Annotated in this window: 22 protein-coding genes and 1 pseudogene; 5 read left to right on the plus strand and 18 right to left on the minus strand. The window is 40.7% G+C overall.

Annotation, left to right across the window (positions count from 1 at the left end):
• The first annotated feature begins 11 nt into the window (after window positions 1-11).
• Together F3G91_RS10380 and F3G91_RS10385 are read left to right on the plus strand one after the other, a co-directional pair.
• Window positions 12-308: pseudogene (locus tag F3G91_RS10380) on the plus strand (phosphoethanolamine transferase domain-containing protein).
• 96 nt (window positions 309-404) lie between these two features.
• Window positions 405-1,289 carry a phosphoethanolamine transferase gene (locus tag F3G91_RS10385; RefSeq protein WP_223227801.1) on the plus strand — a complete coding sequence of 295 codons (885 nt, stop codon included), beginning with the start codon at window positions 405-407 and terminating at the stop codon, window positions 1,287-1,289.
• Between the two features lie 42 nt (window positions 1,290-1,331).
• On the opposite strand, the gene glyS is transcribed toward F3G91_RS10385, so the two are convergent.
• The 17 genes from glyS to F3G91_RS02535 all read right to left on the minus strand — a co-directional run bounded on the left by glyS (window position 1,332) and on the right by F3G91_RS02535 (window position 15,632).
• A complete protein-coding gene (gene glyS, locus F3G91_RS02460) occupies window positions 1,332-3,350 on the minus strand; it encodes a glycine--tRNA ligase subunit beta (protein ID WP_149700579.1) in 2,019 nt (672 codons plus the stop codon).
• A complete protein-coding gene (locus tag F3G91_RS10195) occupies window positions 3,347-3,499 on the minus strand; it encodes a hypothetical protein (RefSeq protein WP_162141601.1) in 153 nt (50 codons plus the stop codon). The genes glyS and F3G91_RS10195 overlap by 4 nt, the downstream gene beginning before the upstream one ends.
• A gap of 3 nt (window positions 3,500-3,502) precedes the next feature.
• A complete protein-coding gene (locus F3G91_RS02465; protein ID WP_149700580.1) occupies window positions 3,503-4,885 on the minus strand; it encodes an endonuclease/exonuclease/phosphatase family protein in 1,383 nt (460 codons plus the stop codon).
• Window positions 4,882-5,361, minus strand: coding sequence for a tRNA (cytidine(34)-2'-O)-methyltransferase (locus F3G91_RS02470; RefSeq protein ID WP_149700581.1), 480 nt, complete (start codon window positions 5,359-5,361; stop codon window positions 4,882-4,884). Before F3G91_RS02470 ends, F3G91_RS02465 begins: the two co-directional genes overlap by 4 nt.
• A 74-nt stretch (window positions 5,362-5,435) precedes the next feature.
• Window positions 5,436-6,608: a tRNA nucleotidyltransferase/poly(A) polymerase-related protein gene (locus F3G91_RS02475; protein ID WP_149700582.1), complete on the minus strand. Its 1,173-nt coding sequence runs from the start codon at window positions 6,606-6,608 to the stop codon at window positions 5,436-5,438.
• Complete coding sequence (locus F3G91_RS02480) at window positions 6,568-6,975, minus strand: CiaD-like domain-containing protein (protein WP_149700583.1); 408 nt, start codon at window positions 6,973-6,975, stop codon at window positions 6,568-6,570. The genes F3G91_RS02475 and F3G91_RS02480 overlap by 41 nt, the downstream gene beginning before the upstream one ends.
• Window positions 6,972-7,217 (minus strand): hypothetical protein, encoded by a 246-nt coding sequence (locus tag F3G91_RS02485; protein WP_002941772.1) that lies wholly within the window; start codon window positions 7,215-7,217, stop codon window positions 6,972-6,974. The genes F3G91_RS02480 and F3G91_RS02485 overlap by 4 nt, the downstream gene beginning before the upstream one ends.
• Window positions 7,214-8,281, minus strand: a complete 1,068-nt coding sequence (gene leuB / locus F3G91_RS02490) for a 3-isopropylmalate dehydrogenase (protein ID WP_012139999.1) — start codon at window positions 8,279-8,281, stop codon at window positions 7,214-7,216. The genes F3G91_RS02485 and leuB overlap by 4 nt, the downstream gene beginning before the upstream one ends.
• 9 nt (window positions 8,282-8,290) lie before the next feature.
• A complete protein-coding gene (locus tag F3G91_RS02495; protein WP_012140000.1) occupies window positions 8,291-8,776 on the minus strand; it encodes a 3-isopropylmalate dehydratase small subunit in 486 nt (161 codons plus the stop codon).
• Window positions 8,777-8,901: 125 nt separating this feature from the next.
• A complete protein-coding gene (locus F3G91_RS02500) occupies window positions 8,902-10,449 on the minus strand; it encodes a flavocytochrome c (RefSeq protein ID WP_021087935.1) in 1,548 nt (515 codons plus the stop codon).
• Window positions 10,450-10,580: 131 nt separating this feature from the next.
• Window positions 10,581-11,474 carry a DUF4299 family protein gene (locus tag F3G91_RS02505; protein ID WP_149700584.1) on the minus strand — a complete coding sequence of 298 codons (894 nt, stop codon included), beginning with the start codon at window positions 11,472-11,474 and terminating at the stop codon, window positions 10,581-10,583.
• A gap of 17 nt (window positions 11,475-11,491) precedes the next feature.
• Window positions 11,492-11,851, minus strand: coding sequence for a DsrE/DsrF/TusD sulfur relay family protein (locus tag F3G91_RS02510; RefSeq protein ID WP_103594325.1), 360 nt, complete (start codon window positions 11,849-11,851; stop codon window positions 11,492-11,494).
• A gap of 73 nt (window positions 11,852-11,924) precedes the next feature.
• On the minus strand, window positions 11,925-12,524 hold the full coding sequence (locus F3G91_RS02515) for a LysE family translocator (RefSeq protein ID WP_107929444.1): 600 nt from the start codon (window positions 12,522-12,524) through the stop codon (window positions 11,925-11,927).
• Between the two features lie 311 nt (window positions 12,525-12,835).
• Window positions 12,836-13,327, minus strand: coding sequence for a DUF1877 family protein (locus F3G91_RS02520; RefSeq protein WP_149700585.1), 492 nt, complete (start codon window positions 13,325-13,327; stop codon window positions 12,836-12,838).
• Window positions 13,328-13,505: 178 nt separating this feature from the next.
• The gene (locus F3G91_RS02525; RefSeq protein WP_149700586.1) at window positions 13,506-14,552 is read right to left on the minus strand and encodes a type II asparaginase; all 1,047 of its coding nucleotides are present in this window, start codon (window positions 14,550-14,552) and stop codon (window positions 13,506-13,508) included.
• Between the two features lie 85 nt (window positions 14,553-14,637).
• Window positions 14,638-14,973: a branched-chain amino acid transporter permease gene (locus tag F3G91_RS02530; protein ID WP_149700587.1), complete on the minus strand. Its 336-nt coding sequence runs from the start codon at window positions 14,971-14,973 to the stop codon at window positions 14,638-14,640.
• Window positions 14,970-15,632: an AzlC family ABC transporter permease gene (locus F3G91_RS02535; RefSeq protein WP_149700588.1), complete on the minus strand. Its 663-nt coding sequence runs from the start codon at window positions 15,630-15,632 to the stop codon at window positions 14,970-14,972. The genes F3G91_RS02530 and F3G91_RS02535 overlap by 4 nt, the downstream gene beginning before the upstream one ends.
• A 149-nt stretch (window positions 15,633-15,781) precedes the next feature.
• On the opposite strand from F3G91_RS02535, the gene F3G91_RS02540 reads away from it, so the two are divergent.
• The 3 genes from F3G91_RS02540 to F3G91_RS02550 all read left to right on the plus strand — a co-directional run bounded on the left by F3G91_RS02540 (window position 15,782) and on the right by F3G91_RS02550 (window position 18,002).
• Window positions 15,782-16,741: an SEL1-like repeat protein gene (locus tag F3G91_RS02540; RefSeq protein WP_149700589.1), complete on the plus strand. Its 960-nt coding sequence runs from the start codon at window positions 15,782-15,784 to the stop codon at window positions 16,739-16,741.
• 9 nt (window positions 16,742-16,750) lie between these two features.
• Complete coding sequence (locus tag F3G91_RS02545; RefSeq protein ID WP_149700590.1) at window positions 16,751-17,191, plus strand: sel1 repeat family protein; 441 nt, start codon at window positions 16,751-16,753, stop codon at window positions 17,189-17,191.
• A gap of 67 nt (window positions 17,192-17,258) precedes the next feature.
• Window positions 17,259-18,002, plus strand: coding sequence for a tetratricopeptide repeat protein (locus tag F3G91_RS02550; protein ID WP_149700591.1), 744 nt, complete (start codon window positions 17,259-17,261; stop codon window positions 18,000-18,002).
• A 121-nt stretch (window positions 18,003-18,123) separates the two neighbouring features.
• Here the strand turns inward: F3G91_RS02550 and flgG are convergent, their stop codons facing one another.
• The gene (gene flgG, locus F3G91_RS02560; RefSeq protein ID WP_103587128.1) at window positions 18,124-18,912 is read right to left on the minus strand and encodes a flagellar basal-body rod protein FlgG; all 789 of its coding nucleotides are present in this window, start codon (window positions 18,910-18,912) and stop codon (window positions 18,124-18,126) included.
• Window positions 18,913-18,916: the final 4 nt, after the last annotated feature.

Here is an 18,916-nt window from a genome sequence, read left to right on the forward strand (position 1 = left end):
TAGACAAAGGCATGCTATTAAACGTCTTGCACACTGACACAAGAGAGGCATTTAGCTATTTTAATGCCAGCTTAGCTCTTTAGTTTATTTTTGCAACCATCCTGCCTTGCGTATATGTAGCGCTTGTAAAGATTAGCTATGGCGGTTTTAAAAGTGCGCTTAGATCAAGGGTAAAAATAACCCTTAGCACTTTAGCAAGTGCAGCTATAATCTTTGCACTCATGTCTAAAATTTTTATACCATTTTTTAAAGAGCCACAACGCCTCAACCATAAGCGTTTTACTACCATACTACCCTATCTACTCTAGCATAAGATTAGCAAAGTCTTTGGCACAAAAACCGCTGCCTTTTACCTACGTAGCAGATGACGCAACACTTACTAGCGATAAAAAGAAAATTTTAGTTTGATAGTTGGCGAGACACAAAGGAGCAAAAACTACTCGCTAAATGGCTACGCTAAAAACGATACAAACAAATTTACCAAACAAAAAGATGTGGTAAGTTTTACAAATTTCTACTCATGTGGAACTGCGACAGAGACTAGCGTGCCTTGCCTATTTTCAGACTTAAAGCGAGAAAATTTTAGCAACCGCGAGGCTAAAGCTCGTGAAAATTTAGTTGATATCATCAATAAACTTGGCATAAAAACATACTTTTTTGGCAACAATAGTGGCGGCTGCGAAAAAAGAGGAGCGGTGGTTTGCGACAACCTTGATCAAAACCACACTTCAGAGCACAAAGCAGAAGGTTTTGATGAAGTGATATTTGATGAGGCAAAAAAGGTCATAAAAGATGCAAATTCCACTACATTTATCGTGCTACATTTGCAAGGCTCACATGGCCCCATCTACTACAAAGGCTACCCAAGCAAATTTAAAGAATTCACCCCAACATGCGACACCGCCGAGCTAAACAAATGCACGCCAGATGAGATAGCAAACACCTATGACAACACCATTTTATATGAGGACTATCTACAAAGCGAGCTGATAAACGCCCTTGAAGTAAGAAAAGATAAATTTGAAGTTGCCATGTTCTTTTTCTCAGATCACGGAGAGAGCCTAGGCGAAAATGGCATATATTTACATGGCCTGCCTTACTCCATCGCTCCAGATGAGCAAAAGCACATCCCAGCCATCATCTTTTCAAGCGATAGTGAGCTTTTAAAAAGGCTAAAAGCTAGAAAAGACGAAAGTCTTTCGCATGATTTTATCTTTAGCTCAGTTCTTGGATATTTTGGGGTAAAAACTAAGGCTTACGAGCCAGAATTTGATATTTTTAGGGAGTAAATTTAAAAGCCAGCCTAGGCAAAGCCCGAAGCTGGCGCAAATTTAAAAGCTGATCTCTTTTATATCAGCTACTTTTAATATCTCGCTATAAATTTGACCGATGATCGCGACGCGGTTATTTCGCACTTTCTCGTTTTCAACGTTTATCATAACTTTATCAAAAAACTCATCGATCTGCGGCTTTAGTGCAAATAGTGCTTTTAACCTTGGCTCATACGCTAGGCTCTTATCGACCGCTTTAAACGCCTCATTTAAGGCCTTTTCAGCATCTATCTCAAAGAGGCTCTCATCGACCATGCTAAATTTATCATCTTTTATGATGTTTGCAAGGCGTTTAAATGTCGAAAAATTCTCTCTAAAATTTGGTTCGCTTGAAATTTTAGCAAGCGCCTCTATCATCTTAGTTAGCTCCAGGATGTCCTTTTCGCCGCTTTTTATGCACGCTTTTACGATAGAAGTGTTTGCGTCAAAGAAGGTATAGAGCCTATCAAGGATGAAATTTATAAGCACCTCAACATCAAATTTCTTATACTCTTTTGCGATATCTTCTAAAATTTCTTTTACATTAAATTTCAAATTATGTGCCAAAACGATCTTTATCACGCCATTTGCCGCGCGCCTTAGAGCGTATGGATCTTTCGTGCCGCTTGGGATTTTGCCGATGCTAAAGAGCCCCATTAGCGTATCAAGCTTATTTGAAAGCGCCACAACCGAGCTGAAGACCTTGCTTGGGCACTGCGCCTCCTCGCCGTCTGGCAGATACTGCTCTTTTATGGCTAGAACGACGTTTTCATCCTCATTTTTAGCCTTTGCGTAGTAAGCACCCATGACGCCTTGAAGCTCGGTAAATTCATAAACCATCTGCGTTGTAAGATCAGCCTTACTTAGCATCACAGCTCGCTCCAGCTTAGCTGCGTACTCGCCAGCTTCTTTTTTAAGTAGCTCACCATAGTTGCTAGCAAGTTTTTTAGCCACCTTTAGCTCTCTAAGCTCTTTTTCGTAGATACTTCCAAGCTCTTTTAGGTAGGTTATATTTTTTAGTTTTTCTGGGCTAAATTCGGCCTTAAGGTCGCTTTGCCAAAAGAACATAGCGTCACTTAGTCTTGCTCTTAGCACCTTTTCGTTGCCCTTGATGATGAGTGAGTAGTCCTTTGTGATGGCGTTGCTAACGACAACAAAGCCATTTGCTAGCTTGCCATCTTTAAAAACTGGGAAGTAGCGCTGATTTTCTTTCATAGAAGTGATGATGACCTCGCTTGGCACCTCCAAAAACTCCTCTTCAAACGAGCCAAGAAGCGCTGTTGGATACTCAGTGATCGCCACGACTTCAGCTAGCAAGTCTTTATCTATCTCGATCTTTAGTCCGCTTTTTTGGCTGATCTTTTCAAACTCATCAAGGATTATATTCTCTCTCTCGTCTGCCTCTAGCACGACGCCACGGCTCTTTGAGCCTTCAAAATACTCTTTTATATTTGAAATTTTTATCTTGTCATAGCTGATGCTTCTGTGAGGATAGGTAGAGTTACTGCTCTCTACGCCAAATTTGTTAAATTTAATGACCTCATCTCCAAGCAAGCATAAAAACGATCTTATCGGGCGGATAAACTCAAATTCGCCGTTGCCCCAGCGCATAGACTTGCCAAAGCTAAGACTCTTTAAAAACTCCTCGACCATGTCGCCCATTATCTTAGCAACCGACTCGCCCTTTACCTCTTTTTCGTAGTAAAGCACCTCTTTGCCGTCTATCTCTTTAAATTTAAGCTCACTCTCGCTTATGCCACATTTATTTGCAAAGCTAAGCGCCGCCTTCGTAAAAGCTCCGTCTTTTAGCGCTACTTGCTTTGGCGCGCCAACGAAACTAGCCACGCTATCTGGCTGAGCTAATGGGAATTTCTCATGGAAAAAGACCAAACGGCGCGGTGTGTAGTAAAATTTAAACTCGCTTTTGATGTTATATTTTTCAAGCACAGCCTGCCATTTAGCGTTGATGTTTGGCAGCTCCCTTAAAAATGGTATCGCTGGGAGCTCCTCGACTCCGATCTCTAGTAATAGCTCTTTCATATCTCACTCTTTTTATTAAAATTTTCTCTTTTTTCTCTTATCATCTCTCTTGCTCTCTCCTTCTCTTGCGCCTGCAAAATGACGCCTCTTATCATAAATATCACAAACAAAACAAACGCTGCGATCATAAAAATATCTAAAATTTGCACCATCTACTCCACAACGATCTCTTTTTCGTTTTTATAAATTTTCACCCTCGCTAGCTCAAAGCTATACTCGCCATCTTTTAGCCTTTTTTTGCTATAAACTCTGATCTTGCCATGCGGTGTATGTAAGTAGCCACCCTCTAGCTTGCCTGAAATTTTAGCGATCACATCGCCACTTCTTGCAATGCTTAACTTTGAGCTATCAAGTAAATTTTCGCTTACATCTTTTGTGCCATGCTCATTTATGATCTCATAAGAGCTTACTTCAAGCGCCTCTTTGTAAAATTTCACTCGCCTGACCAAGATGTCAAGCTCATCGCCCACGCCGACGCTATTTTTAGGATCAAAAACGTAAATTCCACGGCGATTTTTTGAGATGATAAAGCCATGCTTATCTTTTAAGATGACAACAGCTTTTTCAACTAGCGCTGGCACATCCTCAGGATGTTCAAAAAGCGTCTCTATGTCAGCTTTTTTATAGTTTTGATCATCTGCTTTTTTAGCTTCTTTTTTTAAATTTTCATTTGATTTAGCAGGACTTGATTTGGTTGAGATTTTAAATTTAAGCGCAAAGTGGTCTGAGTAAAGATCACTCTTTGCAAAGCCATGCTCATCAAGCACAAAGCTTGGCTTAAAGACTTCAAAACTGCCATCAATGTAGCTTAGATCGCCATTTGCCATAAAGCTAGGCGAGAGCAAAACGTGGTCAATGGCTCGCTTTTTGCCATGGACTGCATGAGAGTATCTATCTTTTGGGGCTAAAAAGCTATAAAGATCATAAAATCCACGAGTTGCGATGATATCGTTTAAAATAGATTTTTGCCCATAAGGTGAGTTAAAATCGCCCAAAACTATGACATTTTGCTCGTTACCTAGAGCAGCTCTTAGCGTTCTTTCGGCCTTTTTTTGCATATTTATGCCGTTTTTGTAAGCTGGGAAATGATTAACAAAAACGCTAAATTTCTTACCCTCCACCTCAAAAACGACCTTTAAAATGTTTCTAGTTTTTACATTTGGCACTTCAAAAATTTCACTGCCACTTGGTTTTATCTTTGATACGAGAGCTAGCCCGACTGGAGAGTTTTTTGCCTTGCTAAAGGCTATAAATTTATACTCGCTGCCATCAACCAAAGCCTTTAAAACCTGCTCGTTTTCAACCTCTTCAAGTGCGATGATGTCGGTATTTATAGCGTCTATGACCTGCCTTGTTCTTTTTAGTTTTGAGCTAGCCGCCTCGCAGTTCCACTTTGAAGTGCTAGATTTAAAGTCAGGATATTCGCTGCCATCGTCCTTGCAGTCAAATAAATTTTGCACGTTATAAGTTGCGATGCTTATCTCGCTAGCAAATGCCATAAAAACGGCAAAAACTAATGCAAAGAGCGCTCTCAAACCTCGCTCCTAAAGTCAAATTTAGAGATGTTTTGCCTGATCGCCTCATACGCGATGATGCCAGCACTCATGGCTAAATTTAAGCTCCTGCCCTCTTTTCCCATCGGGATCGTTATGGCATTTTTAAAATTTATATCCATAAATTCTCTTGGCAGTCCCGTGCTCTCTCCGCCAAAAAATATAAAATCTCCTGGCTCAAATTTAGCGTCGTAGTAAAGCCTATTTGTCTTAGTCGTAGCAAAGAAAAATCGCTCTTTGTGGCTTAAATTTGCCTCCAAAAACTCATCTAGGCTCTCCCAAATTTTTGGATCTAAAATTTTCCAATAATCAAGCCCAGCGCGTCTAACAGCCTTTTCGCTCAGATCAAAGACAGTTGGCTTAACGATGTGCAGATTTAAATTTGCATTGACACACATTCTGCCGATAGCTCCGGTGTTTTGCGGTATCTGAGGATGGACTAGGACTATGTTAAACATAAGTTTTTCTTGCCTTAAAAAGTGTTATAAACTGGCTCATTTTAGCCAAAATGGGCTTTTAAGAGTTTTAAAGATTAAGATTTTCTAAATTTGCGCTCGCTAAGATAGCTTGAAATTTCAAGCTCCTGAGCGCGTTTTATCTCAGCTGCTATCATCTCGTTTTTAAAGCCAGCCGCCAAGATCTCTCTCACGTCTATCTTTGGCTCAAATTTACGCTCATAGACTCCAAGTTCTTTTGCACGCTCTATGCGCTCTTTATTGTAAGCTCCAAGCCACGATTTTAAGGGCATATTTAGAGCAATTTTTAGTAGCTCATTGTCACTTGGCATAGCTTTAAAAAATGGCTCTTTTAAGATGGAAAAGTAGCTCTTTGGCAGGCGCATTTTCTCTAAAATTTTTTTTGCGTCAAGCTCAAATTTACCAAAAAGCATATACAAAAATAGCCGTTCGTCATCCACGAAATTTCTAGCACTTTTAAGTTCGCTCAAAAACTCATCATTTTCACAAATTTGCACGCCAAAAATTTCATTAAAAAGTGAAAGCTTAAAAAGATAAAACGCCCCTTTTTCAAGATGCTCTGAGCGAAAAAATTTAATGAGCTCAGTATTTATCCTATCCTTGCTTAGATTCGCTAGATCAAGCGTTTTCATAAGCTCTAGCGTATCATCATCTATGCTAAAATCAAGTCTAGCGCTAAACTGCACGCCACGTAGCACCCTTAGCGGATCTTCTTTAAATTTCTCACTATCGATGTGCCTTAGCGTTTTGCTCTCAAGGTCCTTTTTGCCGCCATGAAAGTCTAAAATTTCACCGTTAAAGATATTCATCATCATGGCATTTACTGTAAAATCACGCCTAAGACTTGCAAGGCTTGGATCATTTATGTAGCTTACGGCAAAGTCTTTGTGCGAATTTCCAGTCTTACTCTCGCTTCGTGGCAGCCCAAGATCGTAGTTTTTATATTTGTAGATAAAATAGCTTTTGCCAACGCCGCTAGCTCTTATGCTAGCCATCAGCTCGTCAAATTTAGCTGGCTTTATGTCATAGACTTCGATGTCATAGTCATAAATTTCTCGCCCCAAAAGTGCATCTCTCACGCAGCCACCGACTAGATAGACGCGCTTGCTAAATGGGGCAAATAGCGATCTAAAGAAGTCTAGCTCGCTATTTTTGTAAATGCTTGTACCAGTTTTTGCCTCAAACTTATTATTTTGAGAGATTTTGTAGTCTATTTTCGATGTTTGCAAGGGTAAATTCTAAAAATTTAGTCGTTAGCTCGAGCCTTTGGCCAAGGTCTTGCTCGCTAGTTTGCTTAAGCCCCTCAAAAAGCACTTCGATGCGCTCAGCAAGGTTTGCTAAGAAAATTTCTTCATCACTTATCTCCCTGCTCTTTGGCGAAATTTGCGCTACCTTTGACTCTGGCTCGCTTTGCGCGCTTATTTCAAGCTCTGGTTCTTCAGCCGCCTCTTGCTCTCTAGTCTCCATAGCCAAAAGCTCTTTTTTTAAATTCTCCCTTTCAAGCTCTTCTTGCTTTTTACTTTGTAACGCCTCTATCTTCTCAAGCTCGGCACTAACCTCACTAATGGCCATCCTAGCGATATCATCAAGCTTCATAATCTTATCAACCACCTTTTAAATTCATTTATCTCTTCGTCACTTTTCATCCTGATAAAAAACTCTTTCATCTGCTCATTTTTTATCACGCGCTCCTTGCGAAGTCCGCTCAGGCGATTTATCGCGCTAAGGGCATCCTTGTTTGACGGGTCTTGTTTTAAGATGTTCTTGTAAATTTCAAGCGCATCGTCTTTTAGCCCTTGCGCCTCGTAGATCAGTGCTTCAGTGATCGTGTTTTTCATTTTTTGATAAATCCTGCTATCACGTCGCCTATCTCGCTTGTTGAGCAAATTTCAACTGCGTTAAATGCGGCGATATCTTTTGTTCTATATCCCTTTGCAAGGGCTGTTTTTACGGCATTTTCTATCGCATTTGCAGCCTCGCTCTCGCCAAATGCGTATCTTAGCATCATCGCTGCACTTAAAATGGTCGCGATCGGATTTGCTATGCCCTGCCCTGCGATGTCTGGCGCTGAACCGTGGATAGGCTCATAAATACCCACTTTGCCGCCCATGCTAGCACTTGGTAAAAGTCCTATCGAGCCACAAACCATGCTCGCTTCGTCACTTAAAATGTCGCCAAATAAATTTTCAGTAAGTATGACGTCAAAATTTGCTGGCGCCCTTACTAGCTGCATCGCTGCGTTATCGACATACATAAAGCTAAGCTCTACTTCAGGATAGCCCTTTGCTACCTCGCTGGTCACCTCGCGCCAAAGCTGGCTTGTCTCAAGCACATTTGCCTTATCGACCATGCAGACCTTTTTCTTGCGAAGCATAGCCGTCTCAAAGGCGATCTTTGCGATGCGCTCGATCTCAAATTTAGAATAAACCATCGTATTAAACGCTCTATCTTCGCCTTTTTCACGTGGTTGTCCAAAATAAAGTCCTCCAGTTAGCTCGCGAACCACGACAAAATCAACGCCTTTTAGCACCTCTGGCTTTAGCGTGCTAGCATCCACTAGCTCATCAAAGATGATGGCTGGGCGTAAATTTGCATAAGCTTCTAGCTCTTTTCTGATCTTTAAAAGTCCGCTCTCTGGCCTTAGGTGCCTTGGCAGGCTGTCCCATTTTTCGCCGCCGATCGCACCAAAAAGCACTGCGTCGCTACTAAGTGCTGAGCTTAGCGTCTCATCTGGCAGTGGCTCGCCAAAAACGTCGTAGGCTGCACCACCCATAAGCTTGTAGTCATACTCAAATTTGATACCAAACTCAGCGCTCACTACGTCTAAAACCTTTATCGCCTCGTCAATGATCTCAGGGCCGATGCCATCGCCTTTTATAACGCAAATTTTATAGTTTTTCATCGCCGCTCCTTAGTTCATCTTCGCTTTTGCGTATTCGATAAGGCCGCCAGCGTTTAAAAGCTCTTGCATAAATGGCGGGATAGCGTTAAATTTATACTCTTTTTTTGTGCTTTCGTTTATGATGACGCCGTTATCTACGTCGATCTTTAGCGTGTCGCCCTCGTTTATCTCATCAGTTTCTTTTATCTCAAGTATCAAAAGCCCTGTGTTAAAGCTATTTCTATAAAAAATCCTCGCAAAGCTCTTAGCCACAACAGCTGCTATGCCAGCCTCTTTTAGTGCTAATGGGGCGTGCTCTCTTGAGCTGCCACAACCAAAATTTTCGCCAGCTACGATTATGTCGCCTTTTGCTATTTTTGAGCTAAATTTAGGATCAGCGTCTTCCATGATGTGTTTTGCTAGCTCTTTTTCGTCTGAAGTGTTTAAATATCTTGCGGCGATGATGATGTCAGTGTCGATATTATCGCCAAATTTCCAAACTTTGCCTTGTTTCATTTTTAACCTTTAGTTTTGTAAATTTGGGCTGATTTTAACTAAAAGAAGCTAAATAAATAATCAAAAGCGCTCTTGCAAGCTAAATTTAACGGCATTTAAACCGCTAAATTTTAAGTAAAAATAAATTAGATATTCTCTCCAGCAACCATGCCAAATACCATACAATCAGCCATGCTCATCGTGCCAAGACGGCTTGCTCCATGCACGCCACCAGTGATCTCGCCAGCTGCGTAAAGACCTGCGATAGGCTCGTGAGTAGTTGCGCTTATGACTTGCGCTTTTGTATTTATCTCGACACCGCCCATACAGTAAAGGATCTTTGGCGTAGTCTCACTCGCGTAAAATGGCGCTTTTGTAATGCCAATGCCATTTACATCAGCTTTTGTCAAAGGTTTTCCAAATTCAGGGTCTTTTTCATTTTTGACATATTCGTTGAAATTTTTAATAGTCTCTAAAAATGGCTCGAGTGGGATATTGTAAGCTTTTGCAAGCTCTTCAAGTGTGTTAAATTTCTTGATAGAGCCCTCTTCAACGCCCTTTTTTGTATAAGCGATATTGTTTGCATCAACGGCTGCTTGATCACAGATATTTACTGGATAGTTATCGTTTTTATCGCTTTGCGCCATACAAGCAAAGATCGCATCGCTCTTTACCTTACGGCCTGCATGCTCGTTCATAAAGCGTTTGCCTGTTTTTGGATTGACGCTTAGGCCGTAGTCATTTGCACAGTGATTTGTAAAAAGTGCAGATGTGCCAAAGCCTCTTTCAGTTGGGTTTGTGTATGGATTTAGCTGGATCCAGCTAAGTTGGATAGGGTTTGCTCCAAGCTTCATCGCAGCTACTAGCGCTCCAGAGGTTGCACCTGGCTGGCTAACTGTCTCGATATTGTCTTTTAGATATGGCACTTGCTGCATCCTAAACCACTTATCAGAGCTAAAACCTCCTGCTGCTAGGATGACGCCATCTTTTGCTTTAAAGCATTTTGGCGTGCCGGTTTTATTCTCTTTATCATCATTTGCAAGCTGATGATCAAATCTATAATCCTCCCTGCATTTTATGCCAACAACCCTGCCATTTTCATCGATGATAAAATCATCAAATTTAGTCCTTCTTTTTGTCACGGCATTTGGATTTTTATCGATCGCATCGTGCATAGGCAAAACGTATCCTGCGCCACTTGTGTTTTTAGACTGAACAGCACGTTTTATAGAGTGACCGCTCGCTGAGATCACCTTGCCAGTAAATTCAACGCCAAGCGTTTTTAGGTATTCAAAAGCGTCATTTGCGCGGTCATAGATGACTTCAAGTAGATCGACATGGTTTAAATTTTGACCATCTTTTAGGCAGTCAGCGATAAATGCCTCCTTGCTATCTTTTATGCCTGCTGCTTTTTGAAATTCATTATTTGGGACAGCCATATTGCCAGCATTTATGACCGAGTTGCCGCCGCTTCGTCCCATTTTCTCGATCATTAGCACTTTTTTGCCGCGTTTTAGCGCTTGCAAAGTGGCCATCGAGCCTGCAAAGCCTGTGCCTATGACGATGACGTCATACTCTTCGTCAAATTTAATATCTTTCGCCTCTAAAACTCCAGCATTTGCACTGCTAGCAGCAAGTGCCAATGCGCCAGTAGCACCCATTTTCATAAAATTTCGCCTAGAAATTTCTCTCATTGTTTGCTCCTTTTTTAAATTTCTTGGCGTAAATTATACGTCAATTACACATAAAATAAAACTTAATTATGAAAATTTGACTAAAAATATTTATAAAGAAAATTTTAATACTAGCCTTTAAAACTCCAAATTTAAGCCTTAGCCTTTTGCAAAATTTCTTTCATCTCATCCTCGCTAAGTGGCTCAACAAGCACGTTTGCAGCGTCAATGAAGCGGTACTTTTCTTTTGGTAAATTTGCCATGAAAGCACCATACTCACACTCATCAAGCACATGCGCGTCTTTTTCATCCACACCCACAACTAGCGTAAGCACCCAGCGCGAGACCTTGCGATCTCCAAGCGCCTCTTGCGCCTGCCACGACGGAGATGGAGCATAAGGCAAGATGGTCGGTAAATTTTCACTAAGTGTATATGTGCCAAGAATTTCGTTGCCGTCTTTGTCTTGATAGAGGTGCTCTCTTGCGCTGTATGCGTCAAGATACTGCACCTGCCTCATCATCTCATCAAATTTAGCCGCAGGGCTGGCACTAGCAAAAATTTCATCTACCATAACCGCGTCAAACGCCACGTCTCGCTCCACGCCAGAGATATAAAGCGTTTGATTTTTCTCTTTTATATCTTTTAACGCTTCAAGTCCCCACATGATGTCAGTCTCGTAGTCAAATTTTAAAATTTGCTCACTATCATAAATTTTTTCGTTGTCGCACTCTATTTTTGAGCCAGTTTGAGCTGAAAGTTTTGAGAGTAGCTCAAGTGCGATCTGCCAGTCACCAACGCCACTTGGAGTATAAACACGCACGATATACTCGCCATCTTCGTAGTTTAGCTCAAAGCCACGAACACTCTTTTGCCACACGCCTGCTATCATCACGTCAGCACCCAGCTCATTTGCGCTTGGCTCTTCTTGCTCGCTATTAAAAAAGAAAAGCCCCTCTACAAGAGCTGAAATTTCACGCTCGCTTAGCGCCTTTGCATATCCGCCAAGTAGCTTCTTTTTATTTTTTACACCAAATGTCAAACTCATAAATTCTCCTTTTTGCTCTAAAATGTCATCACCTGATCGCACTCTCTAACCCACTCGGACAAGATATCCATGCTGCCTTTCACCTCAGCCTCGAAATAAGGCTCTCCCACATGCAAACCACACCTTGTTTGGCAGCTACCACAAACCTTAAGCATCGCGCCACCAGCGTAAAGCTCCTTTAGCATCGCTACTAGATCAACGTCGTAGTTTTCTGGCTTTTTGGTGCTATTTCGCGCAAGATCGACTGCGTCGTTCATAAGAAAGATCCTAACCTCTTCGCCCTTTTCTTTTAGCGCTCTAGCCAACCTTAGTGCGTTGTAAGCGTTATCTGTGCCGTTATATGGCTGATTTGTAAGTATAAATAGAAATTTTTTCATCTCTTATCCTTTTGCTAAAAATGTAGTGCAAACTGGGCAAATTTTAGCCAAGCTAGGTAAAAAGTGGATAAATTTATCTAAAAAGCAAGAGTACGCCGATCGTGCAGACGATAATGGCGGTGCAAATTTCAAGTAGTCTTAGGTGCGTTTGTAAAAATTTCTTTAGCATAGCTCCGCCAAGTGCGTAGATATTTAGCGCGCAAAACTCGATGAAAACAAGCGTTGCCGTTATCACGCACATACGAGTGAGGCTAAAAGGGTCATCTTTATCCAAAAATGTAGGCAGCAAGGCTGAGAAAAATATCCACGCCTTTGGGTTTGAGACGCTAACGATGAGGCCATTTATAAACATCTGCTTTTTGCTTGGCAAATTTGAGACCTTTGTGATGCTAAGCTCGCCCTTGCCAAAAAAGAGCATCACGCCAAGATAGAGCATATAAAGGCCTGCGATGATATTTAGCGCCTTAAATGCGTACTCAAAATGATGTAGCACCGCTCCCACGCCAAGCATACAGCTAAACGATACAAAAGCGATCGCTAAAAGCTGCCCAGCCATCACGAAAAACGAGTGCTTGTAGCCAAAGCTCATACCAACGCTCATAGCGTAGGTCATGTTGATGCCTGGCATCATCGAGATGGGCGCAAGGGTGATAAAAAATAGCAAGAAATTCATAAGAGGCCTTGAAATTTTAATGAAATGCTAAATCAAAATCTATAAATTTATGATAAAAGAGCGCTTTATTAGCAAATTTAGCCTGCTTTTGGACGTGAAAAATTTGGCTTTTGGCGCTAGGTATATAAATTTAATAAATTTAGTGCAAAAACAAAGGCGATTTTATATGTGTTTCGCAACCTAGATGGCAAATTTATCAAGTATGCTTTTACATAAATTTTGCTTTTGATATAAAGGCACTCTATAAATTTATTTGCCACAAAAGCTGACTAAATTTAAACCATAAAATAGCCCACTAAAAATTTATAAATTTAGGCTATTACTGTTATCACGCCAAGCCCTTTACTGGCGGCATTTTGGTAAAAATTTAAAAGCCCAGCAAAGTGCTCGTTTAAACTCGCCCTTATATCTTCAAATTCGCTCTCGCTCCCAAAAATGTCAGGATATGTCTTTGAGCTAGCAAATTCTTTTAAATTTATCTTTGCTAAAAGAGCGCTAATCTCAACATTTTTCAATGTCTCAGCCACCTCTTTTACATCTGAAGCGTTAGTATAAGAGATCATCTCGCTTAGCTCTTCATTTAGCGCACTACGCCCAAAAATAGCCCAGCTAAAAGGCTCTTTTGAGCTAAAAATATCACCAGCCTTAAGCCTCTGCTTGAAATTTTTGCCAGTTAGCATCTTACACATCGCGTCCCACAAATTATCCATGTCGTATTCGTCCAAAAGCTCGCCGCCGCCGCCATTTTTTATCATCTCTATATCATCTTGCAAATAAGCATAGTAGTGCGCACTGATACCCATTTTAGAGCCTAAAATTTAATGTAAATTTGAAAAAAGAGAGGGCGGAGCTATAAATTTAATAGTTCCGCCATGAGCGGATATCGTGAGATGATTTTAAATGTTACGCATAATTTTTCTACCAAATGAGAAAAATCAAAGTCACTTAAAAGCACTCGCGATATCTCCGCTAAAATTAAGCTTAGTGAGTTAAGAAATACTCTTGAATTTTAGCTTTGTCGCTTGTTTTTGTAAGAGCAAGCATCAAAAGCACTCTAGCTTTTTGAGCGTTTAGGTTGTCGCATGTTAAAAAGCCGTATTTTGCATCATCGACTTCGCCGTTCATAGTTGTCTCGCCGCTTCCCACACGTGAGTCGCGAACTACCACTACGCCAGCTTTTGAAGCCTCACCAAGAGCCTCTAGCACGCTAAAGTAAGGGTTACCATTGCCAAGACCAGCACTAACGATACCTTTTGCGCCATTTTTAACAGCTACATTTACAAAGTCAGGGTTGTCATTTGCATGAGAGTAGATGATATCAACCCTTGGAAGCTCTTTTACGCCAGTTAGGTCAAATGCTGAGCTTGCTGTGTGTTTTCTGAGCGGATTCATATAGTATTTTACGTTGCCATAAAAGACTGTGCCGATCTTGCCGCTGTTTGGTGATTTAAATGTATCAACGCCTGTTGTGTTAGTTTTTGTTACCTCTCTACCAGCGTGAATTTCATCATTCATAGTGACTACAACGCCCTTGCCTACGCTATCTTTGCTGATAGCTACATTTACAGCGTTAAATAAATTTAGCGGGCCATCAGCGCTTAGTGAGCCGCTATTTCTCATCGCACCTACAAGCACGACTGGCTTGTCGCTTTTGACGACTAAATTTAGAAAGTAAGCTGTCTCCTCCATAGTGTCTGTGCCGTGAGTAACGACGATACCATCAGCTTTGCCACTGTTTAGAAGTTCGTTTATTCTATTTGCAAGCTTAAGCCAAACTTCATTGTTCATATCTTGTGAGCCGATATTTGAAATTTGCTCGCCTTTTATGGTAGCGATCTTGTTGATATCTGGCACGGCTGCGATTAATTTATCGACCGTAACAGTTCCAGAAGTATAGCTAGAGTCAAGCGAGCCTGAGCCGCTTCCTGCTATCGTTCCACCAGTAGCTAGGATGTAGATGGTTGGCTTAGCAACCGCTAAAGTAGCACCTAAAATCATGAGTAACACCGCCTTAAAGATTAAACGCATTTTAACTCCTTTGCATTAAAATTTGCTAGAGCATTATAACGTCATATATTTAAAAAATTTATTAATTTTTAAAATTTATATTTATTTAAAAAATTCTTATCAAAAGCATATAAATTCCAGTTGAAACGACTATGCTAAGAAGAGCGTTTTTAAACTTTAAATGCACCAAAATAGCCGTAAAAACTGCCACTATCTCGCTTAAGCCATATGGAAACTCGCTAAATTTCGTATCTTTTAGCCCGTAGCAGACCAAAACGACCATTATCATCATACCCATATGCTTTTCTATGGCGTCTAAATAAGGGTTTGGCTTATAGTTTTTTAACGCATAAAATGGCGTCGCTCTCGTTATAAAAGTAGCCAAGGCGCTTAAAAGCACCGCCACAAAGAGCACCATCTCGCTTGAGCTTACACTTATCAAATTTTATCCTTAAACAAAAGCAAAAATATAAAACAAAGCGCCATCGAGCCAACAAGCACAAATTTAGCTGGAAATAGGCTCACTCCAAGCACGCCAAAAAGCACCGCCACAAAAAGCACGCGGTAGTTTTTATCATTTTTAAACATCTCGATGACGACCACTATAAAAAGCGAGGTCAAACTAAACTCAAGCCCCTTTGTATCGGCCTTTATAAGATCGCCAAGTATCGCTCCAAGTAGCGTCCCAGCCGCCCAGTATAACCAAGATAAAAGATTTAGCCAGGTAAAGACAAAACTTCGATCACTTGCATCTTTTAGCCCTAAATTTTTAAATATCGCAAAGGTCTCATCCGTTAGCAAAGCGATGTTTAAGAGCTTAAATTTGATCCCGCTATACTCTTTTAAAAGTGAAATCCCATAAAAAGTGTGACGCAAATTTACAAGATAGCTCACGATAAAGACCTCAACGTAGCTCGTGCCAACGCTAAAGAGCGAGAGCATCATAAACTGCGCTGCTCCGCCGTATCCAAGCATGCTAAGCGCCATGGCGATAAATGCGCTCACTCCCATGCTCTTTGCCAGCACGCCAAAGGCGACACCAAGCGGAAAATAGCCCATAAAGATAGGAATGGATAGTTTAAAAACGTAGTTAAATGTCAAATTTTACCTTCATAAAAAGCCAAAATATTAACAAAAATTTAAAAATTTAAATTTAAAGAGGCGTTTTTGCTTTTATAAATTTAACTGCTTGCTCGCATTTTAAAACTAAATTTTATAAAATAACAACAAAATTTATAAAGAAAATTTCTATGAAAAAGATAATTTTACTAATATTTTTAACACTAAATTTAATAGCCTTAACAACAAATCCAAAGATCAAAATCCCTCAAGCAAATAGCTGCAATATCGAGGATAACTGCATTGATTTTAGCCGCAGATACAGCGATGATGAGTATAAAAGGCTATTTGGAATTTACAAAAGTGAGTGCGAGGTTAAAAATTTAGACGCATGCATCTATCTGGCTGAGTTTTACAAAAGCGGACTTGGCGTAAAAAAAGACGCGACAAAATCGCTAGAAATTCTTAACAAAGCTTGTGATGAGAGCAATAAATTTGCCTGCCACAACCTTGGTGTCGAGTATCAAGAGATGAAAGATCACAAAATGGCTTTAGATGCTTTTAAAAAGGGTTGCGATCTAGCTTTTATACAAAGCTGTTTTAACGTCGCAGTTTTATATAATAACGGCGGCGGCGTAAAAAGAGACTACAAAAAGGCTGCTAAAATTTACAAAGAAGTTTGCGAGCAAAATTTCTATGAAGGATGCTACAACCTAGCTGTTTTATACCACAACACCCCTGGCGTAAAGCGCGACTACAAAGAAGCGGTAAAGCTTTACAAAAAGGCTTGTGATAGCGACTTTAGTATCTCTTGCTACAACCTAGCGACCTTATATCAAGAGCAAAAAGAGTATGAAAAGGCCAGTAAGCTCTATTTTAAAGCTTGCAAGCTTGACTTTGCCGATGCTTGCAATAACCTAGCCAGCCTTTACGACGACGCACTTGGCGTAGAAAAAGATGATGAAGTGGCGTTTAGATACTACAACAAAGCGTGCAGGCTAGATAGCGCAAGTGGGTGCAAACATCTTGCATACTTTTACTATCATGGCATAGGCACAAAAAAGGATAAAAAGCTGGCAGAAAAAGAGCTTAAAAAAGCTTGCAAGCTAGGCCTTAAAGAGGCTTGCGAGATAGTTAGAGATTTTCACTAAAGAGCGTTTATGAAAAATTTGATTTTGTTTTTATCTCTCATTGTGCTTTTAAATGCAGAAAATTTAGATGAGATATGCCAAAGCGAGGGCGATATAAGAGCAAATTTAACTAGCTGTTACAAGGTTGCCACAAAAATTTATAACTCATCAAGTGATGATAAAGATTTTAAAAAGCTACAAAAGATATTTTTATTAGCTTGCGAAAATGATATAAAAGAGGGTTGCTACAGTGCTGCGCTCATCTATCTAAATGGTTACAACGACGTGAGTAGCGAGCTTAATCAAACTATCATATTAAATAGATACGCAAGATTTTTAAACTACACGCTTTTAGATAACGGCAAAAAAGAGGACAAAATGACAGCCAAAAGCTACTTTCAAAGATCATGTGAGCTAGGCTTTAAAAAGGGCTGTGATATGAGAAATTTATTAGATAAGCTTGGGTATTAAATTTGATATTTACTATAAATTTAAAGCTTTTTACCTAAACTTATTTAAATTTTTAAAAAGGCAGGCAATGAAAAAGATCGTTTTATTTTTAACCTCTGCGGTGCTTTTGTGGAGCGCAAATTTAGAGACAAAAACGCTTACGTCTAGGTGCGAAAACAAAGAGGCTAAAAGCTGCTTTGAGCTTGGTAATAAATTTCAAGAAGACAAAAACTACCAAAAAGCGGGCGAGTTTTACAAAAAAGCTTGCGAGCTAAAACACGCAGGCGCTTGTAGTAGCGTGGGCGTGCTTTATGACATGGACTACATAAAAGATGTAAATAACAAAAATGCAGCCAAATTTTACCAAAAGGGCTGCGAGCTAAACGACGGCTTTGGCTGCGCAAGACTTGGCTTTGTCTATACATTAGATAAAAACTATCAAAAGTCAAAAGAGCTATTTTTAAGAGCTTGCGAGCTAAAAGATGGCGACGGATACTACGGACTTGGGCTTTTATACTATGACGGAAATGGCGTAGAGCAAGACACCAAAAAGGCAAAAGAGCTCTTTGAAAAGAGCTGCGATCTGGGTCATGCTGCTGGCTGCAATAGCCTTGGCATGATGCTTCATAGCGGAAAATACGTAGAAAAAGATCAAAAAAGAGCTAGCAAGCTCTTCACAAAAGCTTGCGAAATGGACTTTGGCGATGGTTGCCACAACCTTGGGGTTATCTATTTTGAAGCAAAAGGCGATAAAAATTTAGCCAAAAAGTACTTTGGCAAGTCCTGCGAGCTAGGCAACGACGAAGACTGCCAAATTTACAATGGCCTATAAATTTAATGCACCTGCCCTTTTGGACCCTTGCCCTTTGGGGTCCTATCTGAAAAGTAAAAAACATCAAGCGTAAAAGCAACGAGTATAAGTCCAACAATAGCCAAAGTCGCGTCCATATCACCTACCTTTTAAGTCCATTTACTATCTCTAGCATCGAATCACTCGTAGTTATCGCCTTTGAATTTGCCTCGTATGCGCGCTGACCTGTGATGAGATCAGTCATCTCTTCAACAAGTTGCACGTTACTCATCTCGACAAAGCCCTGTCTAATGGTGCCAAGTCCGTCAAGGCCTGCTACACCTACCACCACGTCGCCACTAGCGCTTGTTTGAAGGTAGTTGTTATCACCCATCGAGTGAAGACCAGCTGGGTTTATGAAATTTGCTAGCTCGATCTGACCTATCTGAGCCATGTTGGTTTCGCCAGCTTGAAGCACTGAGACGGTGCCATCTGTGCCTATTGAAATTTGCGTCGCGTTTGCAGGGACAGTGATCTGGGGGATGAGCTGGTAGCCATCGCTATTTACGATCGTACCGTTTGCATCAAGCTTAAATGCACCATTTCTAGTGTAAGCCGTCGTGCCATCAGGGAGTTGAATTTGAAAAAAGCCGTTGCCAGCTATGACCATATCTAGGTTGTTGCTAGTCTCTTTAAAATAGCCCTGAGAGAAAATTTTATTTATCGCTGTTGGGCGCACGCCAAGACCTACTTCGATGCCTGTCGGGCTTGTAGTAGTTTGGCTAGTAGCCGTGCCTGCGTACTCCATGACTTGATACATAAGATCGGCAAATTCAGCTCTATTTTTCTTATATCCATAGGTATTTACGTTTGCGATGTTGTGTGAGGTTACGTCTATCTGCGTCTGTTCGGCGATCATGCCAGTGGCCGCAGTGTAAAGTGATCTCATCATAGTT

The organism is Campylobacter concisus (assembly GCF_902460715.1).
GTDB lineage: Bacteria > Campylobacterota > Campylobacteria > Campylobacterales > Campylobacteraceae > Campylobacter_A > Campylobacter_A concisus_AK.

Excerpts from the sequence above, each read along its gene's own strand:
- glyS (WP_149700579.1), bottom strand. The coding sequence starts at position 3,350 with ATGAAAGAGCTATTACTAGAGATCGGAGTCGAGGAGCTCCCAGCGATA.
- F3G91_RS02470 (WP_149700581.1), bottom strand. The coding sequence starts at position 5,361 with ATGTTTAACATAGTCCTAGTCCATCCTCAGATACCGCAAAACACCGGA.
- F3G91_RS02480 (WP_149700583.1), bottom strand. The coding sequence starts at position 6,975 with ATGAAGCTTGATGATATCGCTAGGATGGCCATTAGTGAGGTTAGTGCC.
- F3G91_RS02485 (WP_002941772.1), bottom strand. The coding sequence starts at position 7,217 with ATGAAAAACACGATCACTGAAGCACTGATCTACGAGGCGCAAGGGCTA.
- leuB (WP_012139999.1), bottom strand. The coding sequence starts at position 8,281 with ATGAAAAACTATAAAATTTGCGTTATAAAAGGCGATGGCATCGGCCCT.
- F3G91_RS02495 (WP_012140000.1), bottom strand. The coding sequence starts at position 8,776 with ATGAAACAAGGCAAAGTTTGGAAATTTGGCGATAATATCGACACTGAC.
- F3G91_RS02500 (WP_021087935.1), bottom strand. The coding sequence starts at position 10,449 with ATGAGAGAAATTTCTAGGCGAAATTTTATGAAAATGGGTGCTACTGGC.
- F3G91_RS02505 (WP_149700584.1), bottom strand. The coding sequence starts at position 11,474 with ATGAGTTTGACATTTGGTGTAAAAAATAAAAAGAAGCTACTTGGCGGA.
- F3G91_RS02510 (WP_103594325.1), bottom strand. The coding sequence starts at position 11,851 with ATGAAAAAATTTCTATTTATACTTACAAATCAGCCATATAACGGCACA.
- F3G91_RS02515 (WP_107929444.1), bottom strand. The coding sequence starts at position 12,524 with ATGAATTTCTTGCTATTTTTTATCACCCTTGCGCCCATCTCGATGATG.
- F3G91_RS02520 (WP_149700585.1), bottom strand. The coding sequence starts at position 13,327 with ATGGGTATCAGTGCGCACTACTATGCTTATTTGCAAGATGATATAGAG.
- F3G91_RS02525 (WP_149700586.1), bottom strand. The coding sequence starts at position 14,552 with ATGCGTTTAATCTTTAAGGCGGTGTTACTCATGATTTTAGGTGCTACT.
- F3G91_RS02540 (WP_149700589.1), top strand. The coding sequence starts at position 15,782 with ATGAAAAAGATAATTTTACTAATATTTTTAACACTAAATTTAATAGCC.
- F3G91_RS02545 (WP_149700590.1), top strand. The coding sequence starts at position 16,751 with ATGAAAAATTTGATTTTGTTTTTATCTCTCATTGTGCTTTTAAATGCA.
- F3G91_RS02550 (WP_149700591.1), top strand. The coding sequence starts at position 17,259 with ATGAAAAAGATCGTTTTATTTTTAACCTCTGCGGTGCTTTTGTGGAGC.
- flgG (WP_103587128.1), bottom strand. The coding sequence starts at position 18,912 with ATGATGAGATCACTTTACACTGCGGCCACTGGCATGATCGCCGAACAG.